Origin of the sequence: Paenibacillus thailandensis (assembly GCF_042685365.1) — a bacterium.
In the GTDB taxonomy this organism is placed as follows: domain Bacteria; phylum Bacillota; class Bacilli; order Paenibacillales; family Paenibacillaceae; genus Paenibacillus_AP; species Paenibacillus_AP thailandensis.
Window position 1 is genome coordinate 14,119 of record NZ_JBHUMY010000018.1, and the last position, 14,815, is coordinate 28,933.

Annotated in this window: 14 protein-coding genes and 1 pseudogene; 10 read left to right on the forward strand and 5 right to left on the reverse strand. The window is 54.8% G+C overall.

What is annotated here, in order from left to right; genetic code table 11:
* Positions 1 to 158 precede the first annotated feature (158 nt).
* Entirely contained in the window at positions 159 to 1,364 is a 1,206-nt protein-coding gene (locus ACFSW5_RS16430; RefSeq protein ID WP_379275274.1) for a hypothetical protein, read from the reverse strand.
* 269 nt (positions 1,365 to 1,633) lie between these two features.
* On the opposite strand from ACFSW5_RS16430, the gene ACFSW5_RS16435 reads away from it, so the two are divergent.
* From ACFSW5_RS16435 to ACFSW5_RS16455, 5 genes are all read left to right on the forward strand, one after another.
* Complete coding sequence (locus ACFSW5_RS16435; protein ID WP_379275276.1) at positions 1,634 to 1,924, forward strand: YerC/YecD family TrpR-related protein; 291 nt, start codon at positions 1,634 to 1,636, stop codon at positions 1,922 to 1,924.
* A 10-nt stretch (positions 1,925 to 1,934) separates the two neighbouring features.
* Positions 1,935 to 2,720: a sirohydrochlorin chelatase gene (locus ACFSW5_RS16440; RefSeq protein WP_379275278.1), complete on the forward strand. Its 786-nt coding sequence runs from the start codon at positions 1,935 to 1,937 to the stop codon at positions 2,718 to 2,720.
* Between the two features lie 104 nt (positions 2,721 to 2,824).
* Entirely contained in the window at positions 2,825 to 3,733 is a 909-nt protein-coding gene (locus tag ACFSW5_RS16445; RefSeq protein WP_379275280.1) for a diacylglycerol kinase, read from the forward strand.
* Between the two features lie 144 nt (positions 3,734 to 3,877).
* Complete coding sequence (rlmD, locus tag ACFSW5_RS16450; RefSeq protein WP_379275282.1) at positions 3,878 to 5,674, forward strand: 23S rRNA (uracil(1939)-C(5))-methyltransferase RlmD; 1,797 nt, start codon at positions 3,878 to 3,880, stop codon at positions 5,672 to 5,674.
* 118 nt (positions 5,675 to 5,792) lie between these two features.
* Positions 5,793 to 6,455, forward strand: coding sequence for a hypothetical protein (locus ACFSW5_RS16455; protein ID WP_379275284.1), 663 nt, complete (start codon positions 5,793 to 5,795; stop codon positions 6,453 to 6,455).
* Positions 6,456 to 6,468: 13 nt separating this feature from the next.
* Here the strand turns inward: ACFSW5_RS16455 and ACFSW5_RS16460 are convergent, their stop codons facing one another.
* The gene (locus ACFSW5_RS16460; protein ID WP_379275286.1) at positions 6,469 to 6,753 is read right to left on the reverse strand and encodes a hypothetical protein; all 285 of its coding nucleotides are present in this window, start codon (positions 6,751 to 6,753) and stop codon (positions 6,469 to 6,471) included.
* Positions 6,754 to 7,101: 348 nt separating this feature from the next.
* On the opposite strand from ACFSW5_RS16460, the gene ACFSW5_RS16465 reads away from it, so the two are divergent.
* Positions 7,102 to 8,979 (forward strand): flagellin N-terminal helical domain-containing protein, encoded by a 1,878-nt coding sequence (locus tag ACFSW5_RS16465; protein WP_379275289.1) that lies wholly within the window; start codon positions 7,102 to 7,104, stop codon positions 8,977 to 8,979.
* Positions 8,980 to 9,045: 66 nt separating this feature from the next.
* On the opposite strand, the gene ACFSW5_RS16470 is transcribed toward ACFSW5_RS16465, so the two are convergent.
* A complete protein-coding gene (locus ACFSW5_RS16470) occupies positions 9,046 to 9,477 on the reverse strand; it encodes an SRPBCC family protein (protein ID WP_379275291.1) in 432 nt (143 codons plus the stop codon).
* A gap of 47 nt (positions 9,478 to 9,524) precedes the next feature.
* The gene (locus tag ACFSW5_RS16475) at positions 9,525 to 11,327 is read right to left on the reverse strand and encodes an SgrR family transcriptional regulator (RefSeq protein WP_379275294.1); all 1,803 of its coding nucleotides are present in this window, start codon (positions 11,325 to 11,327) and stop codon (positions 9,525 to 9,527) included.
* Between the two features lie 309 nt (positions 11,328 to 11,636).
* On the opposite strand from ACFSW5_RS16475, the pseudogene ACFSW5_RS16480 reads away from it, so the two are divergent.
* The 3 genes and pseudogenes from ACFSW5_RS16480 to ACFSW5_RS16490 form a co-directional block, all read left to right on the forward strand.
* Positions 11,637 to 11,810: pseudogene (locus ACFSW5_RS16480) on the forward strand (DNA polymerase beta superfamily protein); the annotation flags it as partial.
* 114 nt (positions 11,811 to 11,924) lie between these two features.
* Complete coding sequence (locus ACFSW5_RS16485) at positions 11,925 to 12,476, forward strand: hypothetical protein (protein WP_379275296.1); 552 nt, start codon at positions 11,925 to 11,927, stop codon at positions 12,474 to 12,476.
* Between the two features lie 73 nt (positions 12,477 to 12,549).
* Positions 12,550 to 13,614 (forward strand): suppressor of fused domain protein, encoded by a 1,065-nt coding sequence (locus tag ACFSW5_RS16490; RefSeq protein WP_379275298.1) that lies wholly within the window; start codon positions 12,550 to 12,552, stop codon positions 13,612 to 13,614.
* A gap of 80 nt (positions 13,615 to 13,694) precedes the next feature.
* Here ACFSW5_RS16490 and ACFSW5_RS16495 read toward each other — a convergent pair whose 3' ends face one another.
* Positions 13,695 to 14,279: a GNAT family N-acetyltransferase gene (locus tag ACFSW5_RS16495; protein ID WP_379275300.1), complete on the reverse strand. Its 585-nt coding sequence runs from the start codon at positions 14,277 to 14,279 to the stop codon at positions 13,695 to 13,697.
* Positions 14,280 to 14,592: 313 nt separating this feature from the next.
* On the opposite strand from ACFSW5_RS16495, the gene ACFSW5_RS16500 reads away from it, so the two are divergent.
* Positions 14,593 to 14,772, forward strand: a complete 180-nt coding sequence (locus ACFSW5_RS16500) for a hypothetical protein (protein ID WP_379275302.1) — start codon at positions 14,593 to 14,595, stop codon at positions 14,770 to 14,772.
* Positions 14,773 to 14,815: the final 43 nt, after the last annotated feature.

Genomic DNA, 14,815 nt, shown 5'->3' on the forward strand with positions numbered 1-14,815 from the left:
TCGAAAGCGATTCTATTTTTTAGGATTGTTATCCTGCGATTCCGGCGAAGTCGAGCCGCCCGCCGTCCCGGCGCTGCGGCGCAGCGCGCGAGGAAAGGCCGACCGGATTGCCGAATCGGCCTTGCGCTAAGGCGGCAAGCGCCGCCGGAGGGCTGCGATCAGTAGCGCCTGCGGCGGATGCCCGTGCGGCGTACGCCGTTTGGAAGCGGTTTGCCCGGATTTGTCGTGCGGCGGCGTTTGAGCTTTTTGCTCGGGCGGGCTTTGGCTTTCTTTTTCGGCCGCCATTCGATCGTATCCGTGCTGGGGGCCTCCTCCGTGGAGGTGGTCGCCGCCTTGCTGCCGCCGAAGGCGCCCATCAGCATCTTGACGATCGGAGCCATCGACTGCACGCTGGTGAATACTTTCTGAAACTTCGTGACCGTGGACAAAATGCCGTCGATGCCGCCCAAACGGTCGACAAACCCTTTGATCTCGTTCAGGTTGGCGAGGGAAAACAACGATTTGCTTCCGGGCTCCTTAACGGCCTCGATCAGCTCGCCGGCAGCGGCCGGGACGTCCGGCGAAGACGGCGTGCCGCTCGGCGCGGGCGGGCCTCCGAATGCGGGCGGGCCGCCTCCGAATGAGGGTGGACCTCCTCCGAACGAAGGAGGAGCGCCGAACGCGGGAGGGCCGCCTTGGCCCGGATTAAAATACGGCGACAGGCCGGGATATTGCGTCGGCTGAAAAAAAGGCGGCTCGCCGGCGCGGGTCGGGCCTCCCCTGTGCGGCTGGCGGGAGCTGATGCGGACGGCCGGGCCTTTACGCCCCGGCTGCTGCCTCGGGCCGCCCCCGCCTGCGCCTGTGCCGTTGCCGGCGAATCTTGCGGCCGGGCCTCCGCCTTGCGGCTTGATGCCGGACGGCGCAGGCGGATAGCCGCTTCCGGGACGGCCGGGTCCCGGTCCGGGAGCGGGTGCGGGACCGCGGTATTCGTTCCGGTTCCCGCCGCTTCCCGATCGTCTTGCCGGCGAGTAGCCGGGAACGGGTTCCTTATTGTCCGCGCCCCCGGAAGCGTGGGAGCCGGACGGCTGCGGACCGAAGCCGGGAACGGCAGGCGAAGGAAAGTGCTCCGGCGTTTGGCCGTTGTAGCCCCGGAAGTCTCCGCTTTCCTTGCGGGGGAAGCCGCCCGTTTCCGCCGTCGTTCCGAGCGCGTTGCCGGAGCCGTAACCGTGACCGTGGCTATAGCTTTGCGGTCCGAATTGCGGATAGTTGTCGGGTCTATCGTCCGTATCGTGCGGATAGGAGGATGGGCCGTATGTGTATTCGCCGTTCCGCGCCTGTTCGTTGCGCCGGTCGTCTCGCGGGCCGGTTGGCTTGAATAATTTCACAGCAATCACAACCCTTTTTTTTATTAGTTTATGGGCTAGGCGCACAGAGGTGACACGTTGGCGGGTTCCGGGCGCACTTTTTTACCTATAGGAATTTATCCGCGAAACGGAAGCTTTGACGCCTGAAGACGGCGAAAGCCGTTTACGCTCGAGTGACAATCGCCCTATTCTCTTCCGTCCTCTAAAGCGTGAATACGGCAAAGATTGAAAAATACTCCCAAAACCGATACAATTAAAAGCAATAGTTCTTATAGAGGTGAACATTTGTCATGCAATTAAAAAAGCTTAACGATAAAACGATAGATCAACTCTTTGAAGCGATTCTTACGCTGAAGACGGTGGAGGAGTGCTATATTTTCTTCGACGACCTGTGCACGGTGAACGAGATCCAGTCGCTGTCGCAGCGTCTGGAGGTCGCGCGCATGCTGGGCAAGGGCAGCACCTACAATCAGATCGAAGCGGAGACGGGCGCCAGCACGGCCACGATTTCCCGCGTGAAACGGTGCTTGAACTACGGCAACGACGGCTACAAAATGACGCTGGAACGTCTCGGCCGTTAAGGTGACGGCCATGAAGCAAGGCGTACTCGTCATTAGCCACGGCTCGCGCGAAGCGGAATGGGTGCGGCTCGTGGACGAAGCCGTCCGCGAAGCGGCGTCGGCTCCGGCGCTGGCCGGCGTGCCGGTCGTGTCCGCGTTTCTCGAGATCGTCGAAGGACGGCTTATTCAGGATGGCATTGATGAATTGGAGCGGCAGGGCGTAACATCGATTTACGTGCTGCCGCTGTTCGTGTCTTCCGGCAGCACGCATGTGGACGAGATCCGTCAGGCGTTCGGCTTGCCGAAGGCTTTTGAACTGGAAGGCGACCTCGGGACGTTTCGCGTGAAGGCGGACGTCCGCTTCGGGCTGCCCATCGACGACGATCCGGAGATCGCCGAGCTGCTGCTCGCGTCGATCCGGGAGCTGTCGGAAGCGCCGGAGCGGGAGGCGCTGCTGCTGGTCGGCCACGGCAGCAAGGAGCCCGGCTTCGGCGAGCGCTGGGAGCGGGGCATGAGCCTGCTTGCCGAGCGGCTGCGCGCTGCCGGGGGCTTCGCCCGCGCGGAAAGCGCAAGGCTGCTGCCGGACGAAGCGGCGGAGAAGCTCGCGGCGATGCAAGCGGCGCATCCGGATGAAGCGGTGATCGTCGTGCCGCTTTTTCTGAGCCAAGGTTATTTTACGAATCATGTCATTCCGTCGCGGCTTGCGGGTCTTCATTACCGCTACAACGGCAAGGCGATGCTGCCCCATCCCGCCGTTGCCAGATGGATCGCGCGCCAGGCTGCGGACGGATTAGGAAATTTCGGCAATTTCGTATAAACTGAATATACATCGAAAGGGACGCAACACTGCTTGCCGCCCGGCTCGGTTAGCTGGCGTGAAGAGCCGGCGGAAGCAGCAAACTGATCGGAGGTTTAAACGGAATGAAACGGGCAAGGCTGATCTATAATCCGACTTCGGGCAGAGAAGAGATGAAGCGCAGGCTTCCGGATATTTTGCAGCGGCTGGAGCAGGGCGGCATCGAGACGAGCTGCCATGCGACGACGGGAGAAGGCGATGCGACGGTTGCGGCGTCCGAAGCCGCGGACCGCGGCTACGACCTCATTATCGCGGCCGGCGGCGACGGGACGCTGTACGAGGTGATCAACGGGCTGGCGCCGAAGGAGAACCGCCCGCCGCTCGGCATTTTGCCGGTCGGGACGACGAACGATTTCGCCCGTGCGGCAGGCATTCCGAAGCATTGGGAATATGCGGTCGATCTCATTCTGAACCAGCATACCCGGCCGATCGACGTCGGCAGGTCGAATCATCGGTACTTCATTAATATCGCCGGCGGGGGCTCGCTCACCGAGGTGACGTACGACGTGCCGATCAAGCTGAAGACGATGATCGGGCAGCTGGCCTATTATATGAAAGGGCTGGAGAAAATGACCCATCTCCGCCCGACGGAGCTGAAGTTCGAGGCCAATGGCGTCGGCGAGTTCCATGAGGAATTTATGATGTTCCTCATCTGCAATAGCAACTCCGTCGGCGGCTTCGAGAAGCTGGCGCCCGAGTCCAAGCTTGACGACGGTCTGTTCGACGTCGTGCTCGTGCGCAAATGCAACCTGGCGGACTTTATCCGCCTCGTCACGCTGGCGCTGCGCGGGGAGCATCTGGGCGACTCGCACGTCATCCATTTTCGGACGGACGAGCTAACGGTCTGGTCGCCGGACCATGTCCAGATCAATCTGGACGGCGAATACGGCGGCACGCTGCCGGGCACGTTTTCGGTGCTGCCCTCGCATCTGCATATATTCGCCGACCCGACGGGCGAGGCTTCTTACCGGTAACGGTAAGAGGGAGGCGCGTTGTGCGGGGCGTTCGCCGCGTGGGAGGACCGCAGCAGCGCATGCGGGGGAGTTGCGCATGTTGCGAGAAGGCGGCGCCGCTGCGGAGTCAGTCGAATCGGTTAAGCAACAGAAGTGGAGAGTACGATGAACAGAAGAAAGCATGGACAACGAAAAGCGGCGGCAAACGCCGCTTCATATACAACCCCGGTTGTGAAGAACGACGAGGTCGTTCTGGACATTATCGGGTTGACGCATGAAGGAGAAGGGGTGGGCCGCGCAGAAGGCTTTACCCTTTTCGTGCATGGGGCGCTGCCGGGCGAGCGGGTGCGGGCGAAAGTGCTGAAGGTAAAAAAACAGTACGGCTACGCCAAGCTGTTGGAGCATCTCGCGAGCAGCCCCGACCGGATCGAGCCGCCGTGCCCGATCTATAAGCAATGCGGCGGCTGCCAGCTGCAGCATATGAGCTACGAAGCGCAGCTGAGGTGGAAGCGCCAGCTGGTAGTAGACAATCTGGAGCGGATCGGCAAGCTGCGCGTGGCCGGAAGCGAGGGCACGGCTGGAGCAAGCGGCAACGCTGCGGGAATCGCCGACGGCGATAACGCTGCCGTTGCTGGCGGCGGATCATTGCAAGTGGGGGGAGACACCGTCGGTGATAACGCTGCCGTTGCTGGCGGCGGATCGTTGCAAGCGGGGGAAGTCGCCATTGGTGATAACGCTGCCGTTGCTGGCGGCGGATCGTTGCAAGTGGGGGGAGACGCTGTCGGTGATAGCGTTGCTGCTGCAGACGGCGGATCGCCGCAAGCTATGGGCGGTGACGGGTTAGGCAGGACTTCCGCGGTGGCTGCGGGGACAGCTGGAACTGGCGCGAGCGAAGCCACAGCAGGCGCCGGCGACCATGCCGATTCCGGCATTATGGTCCGCCCGACGATCGGTATGGCAGAGCCATGGCGTTACCGCAACAAAGCGCAAGTGCCGATCGGCGTGCGCGGCGACCTGAATGAAGGCGAATTGATCGGAGGCTTTTACGCGCAAGGCAGCCACCGTATCATCGACATGAACGAGTGCCTGATCCAGGATGAGCGCAACGACGAGATCGTGCGTGTCGTCAAGCGGATCGGGCGCGAGCTTGGTATTACGGCGTACAACGAAGAGACGGGGAGCGGCATTTTGCGCCATGTGATGGCTCGGACGGGATACGTTACGGGCGAGATGATGGTCGTGCTTGTCACGAACGGCGAGCGGCTGCCGCGCAGGGAAGAGTGGATCGCCCGCATCCGCGAGGAGCTGCCGCAGGTGACGAGCATCGTGCAAAACATCAACGAACGGAAAACAAACGTCGTCTTCGGCGACAAAACGAAACGTCTATGGGGAAGCGACGTCATTTACGACGAGTTGGACGGCATTCGCTTCGCGATATCCGCTCGTTCGTTCTATCAGGTGAACCCGGTGCAGACGATTGCCTTGTACCGACAAGCGGTTGAGTATGCCGGATTAACCGGCAAAGAGACGGTCATCGACGCTTATTGCGGGATCGGCACCATCTCGCTGTTCCTGGCGCGGCAAGCTGGACATGTTTACGGCGTCGAGATCGTGCCGGAAGCGATCGAGGACGCAGGCCGAAACGCAGCTCTGAACGGAATCACTAACGCCACGTTCGAGGCTGGCGCAGCCGAGGTCGTCATCCCGCGCTGGCGCGAAGAGGGCATCGTGCCCGACGTCATCGTTGTCGACCCGCCGCGCAAAGGCTGTGACCCCGCGCTGCTGGACACGATTCTCGCGATGCAGCCCGAGCGCGTCGTATACGTAAGCTGCAACCCGTCCACCCTCGCGCGCGACCTGCGCGTTCTCGAGGACGGCGGCTACCGCACCGTCGAGGTGCAGCCGGTGGATATGTTTCCGCATACGGTGCATGTAGAATCCGTCGCACTACTCATAAAGTAAGATATATATATATTCCCTTCCTAGACCGGAAGGGTTTTTAATTACATACGAAGAACGAGCATTTCTTAATAATCATAATTAGATAATCAGCTTAAATATCCTTTTAAGGGGAAACGGTATGGCAAATCCACTCTCTAACAAAAAGAAAATTCGCGGTTGGAAGCGTAGAATTAAGCAAATTGAACAATGGAAATTTCGTCATATTAATCTGGACCTTGAAGGGTTATGCCGCAACCATAGGGACTATGTAAAGGTATGGATTGACCCGTTCTATAGGTTGAAAAGACGTAATCCTCCGATTTGGTATTCGCGATTAATAGTTGAGGCCATGTTAGAGGTGTACCAAGCTTGGTATCAACGGATGAAGCAATTAAATGAACCGTTCTATCTGAAAATCTGGCTTTATGATCCAAATTTTATTCAGTCACAGATTGTTGTCGCATTCCGTGAATGCTTAAATTTCTACGATCAAACCTTTGAGAAAAGCAACAATAAAAAAGCATTTCCTTGCGTTCGCTATGGGAATATAACTTCGCTTCAACTATTTAAATGGGAACTTGCCGTTGATTCAACTCAATATTTGCTCTCCGAATTACTGGAAGACAAAAGATTGGGATATATGACGGAGAAGGATATAGAAGCTATTCAAAAGAAAGCGCATAAGGTCGAAACTGTGAAATTCAGTATGGGGGAAGATACCGTTTATAGCGTTAAGGTTGGAGATGTTTGGTTAGGGGAGGGTGGAGATTTGTTCAAATACCCAAGCGCCGGGCTTCCCTGACCGACGCTTGTTCTTATTTTCTTTTATAAAGCTTTTCCCAATCTTTAATGGCTTCTGCTTGAGTTAATCTATCCCTCAGCCAACGGGATGTTTCCCATTCGTGTATCGCTTGCTGCTTGGTTTTGAAAGAACGGTAGTCGCAAATATTCCAGGAACAATACAATTTTCGGTACCATTTGCCGTGTTGAATATCACCTCTAAAGCGGCGAACCGCTTTGTTGGCTTGCCACTTGCTCCAGCGAGTTCCGGGTGTGTGGTGATCGGTCAAAACCGGTGATTTTTTTATACTTCTACTCATTAGATTCTCTAACCTCCTTACGGGAAGCTAGAGACCGTCTAATAACTTCATATTTCACCTCATCTGAACTTTAATGTTTTCAGTATATATAAACGCCTTTGATGAGGATATGTTTCCTCAAACTAGAAATTTATCACGTGGTTCGGTATTCTCAAATGATTCTCTTCTTCTTTACGGTAAGCCGGCCATTCATATTCCGGAGCGGGAATATCCGTCGGCCGTCAAACGCGTCATCGAAAACTTGGCCGGGAACGCGAATGCAACCAATTGGAAATGAAGTGCGTGTGGGGTAAACTTTCTGGATGAATTTGCCGATAAACCTTTATATAGGACTTTAGTAGCGGGTGAATGGATTTGAGAATAACTCATAACATAGCGGCCTTAAATGCTTATAACCGGCTTAACAAAAATAATAAAAGCACCGGTTCCTCGATGGAAAAGCTGTCCTCCGGCCAACGGATTAACAAGGCCGCGGACGATGCGGCCGGACTGGCCATATCGGAGAAGATGAGAGGGCAAATCCGGGGACTCAATCAAGCGCACCGCAATATTCAAGACGGCGTCTCGGTCGTTCAGACGGCGGACGGCGCTTTCCAGCAAATCACGGATATGATTCACCGGCAGCGGGAATTGATCGTTCAAGGCATGAATGGAACGTATACCTACGAAGATAAACGGAATATCGAGCAGGAAATCCATCAGCTTACGGAAGCGATCGACAGCATTGCGAAGGGGACGGACTTTAATACGATCAACCTGCTCGCAAGGGATGATTATCAAATTCTGGCGGACCGTTCGAGCCATACGGTGGAAGTGACGACATCGGGACCTTTTCCGCCGACGGTTACCGATCTTGAGCAGTATACGTACTTTTTCCCGATCGGAACGACCGAAGTTCCGCTGACCGTTCAATCGTCCGACACGGGGACGACCGTGAGCGATACGTATACGACCGACGCCCGTATGACGCCGATAACCTCGACGGACGGCAGGCAAGGGTATAACGATTATGAGAAAAACGTACATACTCATACGGAGACCACGGCTACAACCGAACGTTCATACGAACGAACGCTGGTTACCGATCCAAGGTTCAAAGAGCTGGATGTGAAGTCTAACACGATAAACAACGTGTTTTTTCAGACGACGCTTATCCCGAACGGCACGATTGTAGGGCAATATCCGGATTTCGGCGGATTCGAAGACCGGTATACGGCTGTTGAAATCGACGGCGTCTCGCATACCCTTAACGAGTTTACGCTGATCGGATCAAGCGTGACTGCGGACACGATATCGGCTGTTTATGAAAAAGACGGCATTCAGGTCGAAAAGATCATGTCGTCGGACGGGTCGGGGTTTAAAGCGGAGTTTAAGGTCCGGAATCAATCCGGCATAGATGGCAAACAAATCAGATTCAGCGCCGTATTTCAGCCCGAATACAACGGTGCGTATACGATATCGTCCTCCAGCGGAGTACCGGTAGGCGGCACCGCATCAAACACGGAAATACCGGATTCGGGCACCGTTTTTGAATTGTCCAACGATCTGGTGGATTATAACTTTTCGTTCCTAAGCGGAGGAAGCTACGCGAAGCCGGATTCCTTGACGACCGGAGGCGCAGCGTTGATGTCCGGCTCTACGGCCGACGGCATTACGCCCTCGTGGGAAATCGCCGGTCTGGATGACGGCGCCGTGGCGGAATTCGGCATTTCGCTAGGCAATTTTAATTTTAAGAAAGACGTCTATCTTATTAAAAATCAAACGACGACGGAAATCGATTCCATTGTGGAAACCGTTACGACCGATATTAAGGACATCGACTACATCCCTCCGAAGCTCGACATTCAGACGGGGGATGCCGAAAACCAGTTTATTTCCATTCCGTTATACAATGTGAAGGCCGACGGTTTGGGGATTACGAATATCGGCATCCTGCCGCCGGCCGTTCCGGAAAATTCGCTGGCTCGGACCGACGGCGCTTTAGCGAGGGTTACGAATTACCGGTCGGTTTACGGAGCGCTGCAAAACCGTCTCGAGCATACGATGAACAACGTCGATCAATATGCCGAAAATTTAACGGCGGCCGAATCCCGCATCCGCGATGCGGACATGGCCAAAGAGATGATGGAGGTCACGAAATCGGGCATCCTCACGCAAACGGCTCAAGCGATGCTTGCGCACAGCAACCAGAATCCACAATCGATTCTGCAGCTGTTTGAGTCATGAACCGGTTAGGGTTGTCGGCTGAATGAGAAAGGAGCGGGTGTTTCCCGCTCCTTTTTGTGCATTCTATTACTCTTGTTGTTCCGCCAGTTTTTTGATGACGTCCAACGTTTCTTCCCAGTTTTTATCCGAGTGCTCGTACATGGCCGGGTTGGCAAAGTTGCTATGTTTTAATTGGAGCGTGGTCTGTCCGTTATGAGCAGCCAGCCTAAACTTAATGACGGAGTAGTTTTCGGGACGATCTTCGGTGCCCGAGAAGCCGCTCCAGTAGTCGTAGGCAAAAGCCGTTTGGTCCTCGAATTCCAAAATGTGACCCTTATCTTCGAAGGGTTTGCCGTCCCATGTAAACGAGAACGTAATCGGGCTGCCGATATGCCAATCGGTATGGATTGTAACGCCTAACCATTGTTGGATCGATTCGGGATTGGTAAGGACATTCCAAACCGTCTGTGGCGTTGCGGCAATTTCTCTTTGTTTATCGATAGATAGATTGCTGTTCACGGCTCTATCACCTACTCGTTCTATTTTGACAACGATTATACCACAGCTTAACCAGTATTATCCAACTTTTGAACCGATGCCTCCTGCTTGATCCATAGCTTCGAGAAATCGATCCATCCGAACGAATCTATCGACACTCCGTTTAACGCCGGATGGTAACTCGAAACCTTTTTCATATGGTAGCCGAATATAACCCAATCTTCGTCCCGGAATTTCTGCTCGATCCGGTCAAGTATCTCATCCCGTTGTTCCGGCGACGGAAGCTGAACGAATTCGCGGATGTGCTCCTTCAGCCACTCGTGCTGCTCGCGGCCCAACAAACGATGCAGGAAGCTCGCCTCATCCTGGAACAATCGAAGGTATCCCCAATCCGTGTCATCCTCCAGCGTCTCGCAGATGACCAGCAGATCGGCTTCTTCGTCCGCATCCGTCGAATAAAAGTCGGCAATGGCAATGGGATGAAGCGATAAACGCAGCCCGATCGATTCGGAGCGCCGCTGCAGCCACTTGGCCCCCTCCAGATTGTCCTTGCGGTCCCAATAATAAAGCTTCAGCGTTTCGCCGGCATACCCGCTTTCCCGAAGATACGCCTGCGCTTCTTCAAGCGAGGCTTCCCGATGCTCGGCATGCTTGCTCTTATCGGGCATAAAGCTGTTCGCCGGCACGATCCGATCATCGTTTAATTCCTTTGCGATCGCAAGCCGATCATATAGAAGCCTCATTGCTTTGCGGAAGGAAGGATGATGATGAATGCCTTTTTTTCTAAAATTGAAATAAACCACTTGGCAGCCGTTCAGCAAATATTCGATTTCGCCGCTTTCGCGATCTTGCCCGGCATCGTCCAGATTCGGGAGATGGTACCGGTCGTTCGGGTTCGGAACGCCTTCGGGGACAAACCACAATTCGACCCGGTCCAGCAGGGCTCTTTCCTTGAAGTAATCCTCATATGCCTCCATAACGAGAACCTGATCCGTAAATTCGGCCATGCGAAACGGTCCCGTTCCGACGATGCCTCGTTCCGAAAATTCAACGTCGTGGGGGAGAATCGACATATAATACGAACCGAAAAAATGAAGAAACAAACGATTCGGCTGCCGAAGATAAAAGGTGATCGCATGGTCGGACACGATCTCGGCCCGTTCGATCTGCTCGTATTGCCAGCGCGAAGGGGAACGGACATCCCGAAGCCGCTGCAGCGTATACAGCACATCCTTGGATGTAAGCGGCTTGCCGTGATGGAAGCGGACGCCTTTGCGCAAATAAAACGTCCATCTGCTTCCGTCCTCATTGCTTTCCCAAGCATGGGCAAGGGCAGGAAGGTACTTCTTCTCCCGGGGGTCGAACGTAACGAGCGTGTCGCATAGCTGCTGAAGGAAAAAAACTTCGCCCGAGGTGGATACGAAGGCCGGATCGAGCAGGGCCGGCTTACGTCCGATCGTGACCCGCAGAACGTCCACGGTAGCGGAGCTCACCCGTTCCACTTGAAAACCGAACCGTTGGTCGAGCAGCTCGCGAAGCTTGTTGCGCTCGGGCTCGGGCAAGTTTTGACGGTAAAGCAGATCCATCGCTTCTTTCATTTTGTCCTTGTCCAGCAGCTCATGAAAGTAAAGGTCCGCCGCCTCGGACAAATCTTTCAGAAGGGTCATCCGCGACGGATTCCCCCAGCCTCTCCCGGCCCGCCATTCGATAAACCCGTCATCCGACAGCTTGCGCAAAATGAGCTTGACGTTGCGGGGCGTACAATGAAGAATATCCGTCAATCGGTCGATCGTGATCGGTACGGTCTCGCCTTTGCCCGGCTTCTCCTCGAGCGACAGCAAGAAATTCAAATAATGCTCGGTGGATTTCATTCGTATTCCCGCCCTCCGTTTCATCACAAGGGTGAAGTATTGGGTTTGATGTTACACGGTCATTTCGCTTTTATCAAGCTGTGAAACGGGGATGCAAATCGGATTTGCGTCCTTGGATGCGTTGTAGGATAGTATTGGTAAAGGTTTTAGCGTGGTTTGAGCACCGGTCGGAGCTTGTTACAGATGAAGAGCTGCAAAAATGCTACGAATGGGTGGACATCATCGCAAACAGGAGGTGAGCGTCATGTCCGAGGAAAGACGGCAAATCGCTGAGGAACTGGAGCGAATCGAACGGGAAGAAGGGGGCCTTTGTCGATATTCGAGCCCAAAGACGTCATCGAGCGTCCGGCCGGCGGCATGCTGGATATAAACGGCTGGGATTTGAAGAAAGCGCTCGTCCTGCTTCGCAAGTCGAACCCGTCGCTGCTCGAATGGCTTCAGTCGCCCGTTCGCTATATAGAGAGCTTTTCCATAGCTGAGCAGTTTTGAAGTCATAAGGTAGGAAGGCGTTATACCGAGGACAGCAGGCGGTATAGATATAGCCCTTGGGCATGACGTTTGTTACGAGGCACTTAGACGATAAGAGGGGGAGAAGGAATGTCGAACTTAAACGGGGATACGGTCATCCGAACGGAAGCCGGCGGCGGACGGAGGTGGTACCGGAGAAAACGGAACGCCGCCCGCATCGGCATCGTTCTGGTGTGGCTCTTGTGCACGGCGGCGGTGTTTGCGATGTACGATTCGATCGTCCGCACCGTGATATGGACGCAGATCAGCATGGGCTGCGCGGCGCTGTTATTTTTCAGCATATTCGTGCCGTTGGCGTACAGCGTCAAGATCAAAGGACGAGGGGACAAGTCGAAGGTCGTCTGGATTTTGGGGGCTTTTATTGCACTTCTGGTGCTGTATGCGGCGTTCATGCTGGTTGTCGGGATACTGGACATGGCAGCAGGACCTGCCGAGCGAACGGTTACCGTAGCCGAACGGTGGGATCCGACCCGTGGCGGCGATAAAATCAAGACGGCCGACGGCGAGGTTTACGAGGTGTTCTCCGAGAAGGAAGAGATGAAAGAAGGCGGCACGTACAACGCTCTTGTGTTCCGGTACAGCAACGTTATTGTCGGGGAAGAGCGGGTTTCGTCAAATTGATTTTGCACGATATTTACGACATAGATTCATGCTCAGGAATGATTGACATACGCAGCAATGGGGAGGAACAGCGATGAACGAAGAAGCAAAAACGACCGGATGGGACGCTATTGAAACGGCCGTGACCAAGCTTTACGGAGACCAGGAGCCGAAGCATTACGGCACGCTTATTCCGTATAGGCTCGGAGGCCCCGATCCGCTCGACGGCATCAGCGCATACAAGGCGGAGGAGCCTTTTCCTCATTGGCATTTCGTTACGTTCGGATTTTCGGAGCTGTACGACAAGGAATCGGACGATGCTGAGAACAGCGGCTACGGTTTTGAACTGACCTTTCGGCTTGGACGCGAGCAGACGGAAGAAGAACCGCCGGCCTGGGCGCTGAATCTGCTGCAAAATATGGGGAGATATGTGTTTGGAAGCGGGAACGTTTTTCAGTCGGGCGATTACTTGGATGCTAACGGTCCGATCTGTCTTGGATCCGATACGAAGCTGACGGCGCTGGCCTTTGTTCTGGACCCCGAGCTTCCGGCAGCGGACACGCCGAACGGGCGGGTACAATTTCTGCAAATGGTCGGCATTACGGGCTGCGAGCTGGAAGCGATGCAAATATGGCATACGCTCGGCGTACTCCAAGCTTGCGAGGAACGCATGCCCCGTTACATTACGGATCTGGCGCGGGCTTCCTTGATGGAGGTGCCTGCAATTGTTGAAACGGTAGGTAGAGGGGCGGAACGGGACGGTTCCAACACCGGTTTTTTATATGTGGATCAATTGGGCTGGGACCCGGGCAAGAAGCGTCTGTTCGGCAAAACCCCGGCGGCGCTGCAATTGGGGGCGAAGCAGGCCGGGATCGTCGGCAAACTGCTGGCAGGCCGTATTAGGAAAGGAAAATCGCTTACGATGGCAGGGCCGGATCTTCGGGTCGTCCTGGAGCCGGGGGCGAAAACGGGCTTCGAAGACGAAAGGGAGGGCGGTGTGCGGATCAAGCTCGACGATGCCGGCGCCGCCGAGTTGTCCCGGAAGCTGCGGCCGAAGGAAGGCGTGATCGAGCTTTCTTCCTTTAGCGGAATGACGGTTCAAATTGTCAAAACCTATATTAAAGACGAGGACGGGAATATCGTATCGACGATCGGCTAGCAAGCGATACCGTTAATCAAGTACGATATTCCGCCGAAATGCGCCGCCGGGCGCTTCAGGCGCCGGTGTGAACCGCTCAACTAAAACTCGGACCCGCGGACTTTCGAGAACACCATCGTATCTCGGAGCGAGCCGTCGACGGCGCATGATTTTTTGCGCAGAATGCCTTCCAGGACGAAGCCCGCACGCTCGGCCACCCGCGCGCTTCGCACATTGCGGGAATCGCACCGAATTTCTACGCGGTTTGCCTCTAATTCCCGGATAGCGAAGCTCGTGATCGCATGTACCGCTTCGGTCATGTATCCTTGCCCGGCGAAGGAAGTGCGAATCCAATAGCCGATTTCGAAGCTGCGCGATTGCCAATCGATTCGATGCAGGCCGCTGCTGCCCGCAATTCGGCCGGTTTCTTTGTGAACGAGGACCAGCCTGAGATCTTTGCGTTCCAGAAACAAGAGCCGTGACCGCCGCATATCGAGCTCGGATTGTTCGACGGTCGGAACGCGCTGCGCCCACGGCATCCAAGGCTGCAGTTGCTCGATGCTTTCCGCCACGGCTTCGTTGACAGCCGGACCGTCGCCCCATAACGGCGCACGGATCAACAGCCGCTCGCTCTCCAAGCTTTCGGGAAACGCCAATAACAACGGGTCGATAGAAGGCGTAGCCATGCAATCAGCTCCCAGAAAATATTTCCACCTACTGTAACATGGAGATGGGGGTTGGGGCAAGATGGGAATAGGCGAACGAAAGGAAAAGTTGAAGGGAATTGTTTCTCTGGCGGATTGGTGATGGTTAGTGCCGGAGAAAAAAAGCATGTGTCTACTATCGAATTTTAACGAAGCTATCGGGGATACCGGTAGTTTCGTTTGTTATTTATATTGAAATACTCCTAAATTATCCCAAACATGCGTTCTATGACAAGAAGCTATCTTTTGCCTTCGTTAAGCTAATGTCATAACAGGGAAAAGGAGTGCGGAATCTATGAAAAGAGGTAATAGCAAAATTGAAATAGATTTAAGAAAAGTGCTGGAGCAGATGGGTTTCCGGCATTTAAGCAGCTTGCCGCATGAACAACTGGCAGAAATCATATTTAAAAGTAGTGTAATTGAGGATAAAGATTCAATTTGTCCTATGAATAAAGGAGGAGTTCTTAAGGATTAACCGAATAAATTTATTATAGGAAAATTGAACCATGAACTAATAA

Coding starts and splice junctions, on each gene's coding strand:
- ACFSW5_RS16455 (WP_379275284.1), top strand. CDS start 5,793: ATGGCAAATCCACTCTCTAACAAAAAGAAAATTCGCGGTTGGAAGCGT.
- ACFSW5_RS16465 (WP_379275289.1), top strand. CDS start 7,102: ATGGATTTGAGAATAACTCATAACATAGCGGCCTTAAATGCTTATAAC.
- ACFSW5_RS16475 (WP_379275294.1), bottom strand. CDS start 11,327: ATGAAATCCACCGAGCATTATTTGAATTTCTTGCTGTCGCTCGAGGAG.
- ACFSW5_RS16445 (WP_379275280.1), top strand. CDS start 2,825: ATGAAACGGGCAAGGCTGATCTATAATCCGACTTCGGGCAGAGAAGAG.
- rlmD (WP_379275282.1), top strand. CDS start 3,878: ATGAACAGAAGAAAGCATGGACAACGAAAAGCGGCGGCAAACGCCGCT.
- ACFSW5_RS16485 (WP_379275296.1), top strand. CDS start 11,925: ATGTCGAACTTAAACGGGGATACGGTCATCCGAACGGAAGCCGGCGGC.
- ACFSW5_RS16460 (WP_379275286.1), bottom strand. CDS start 6,753: ATGAGTAGAAGTATAAAAAAATCACCGGTTTTGACCGATCACCACACA.
- ACFSW5_RS16495 (WP_379275300.1), bottom strand. CDS start 14,279: ATGGCTACGCCTTCTATCGACCCGTTGTTATTGGCGTTTCCCGAAAGC.
- ACFSW5_RS16490 (WP_379275298.1), top strand. CDS start 12,550: ATGAACGAAGAAGCAAAAACGACCGGATGGGACGCTATTGAAACGGCC.
- ACFSW5_RS16440 (WP_379275278.1), top strand. CDS start 1,935: ATGAAGCAAGGCGTACTCGTCATTAGCCACGGCTCGCGCGAAGCGGAA.
- ACFSW5_RS16500 (WP_379275302.1), top strand. CDS start 14,593: ATGAAAAGAGGTAATAGCAAAATTGAAATAGATTTAAGAAAAGTGCTG.
- ACFSW5_RS16435 (WP_379275276.1), top strand. CDS start 1,634: ATGCAATTAAAAAAGCTTAACGATAAAACGATAGATCAACTCTTTGAA.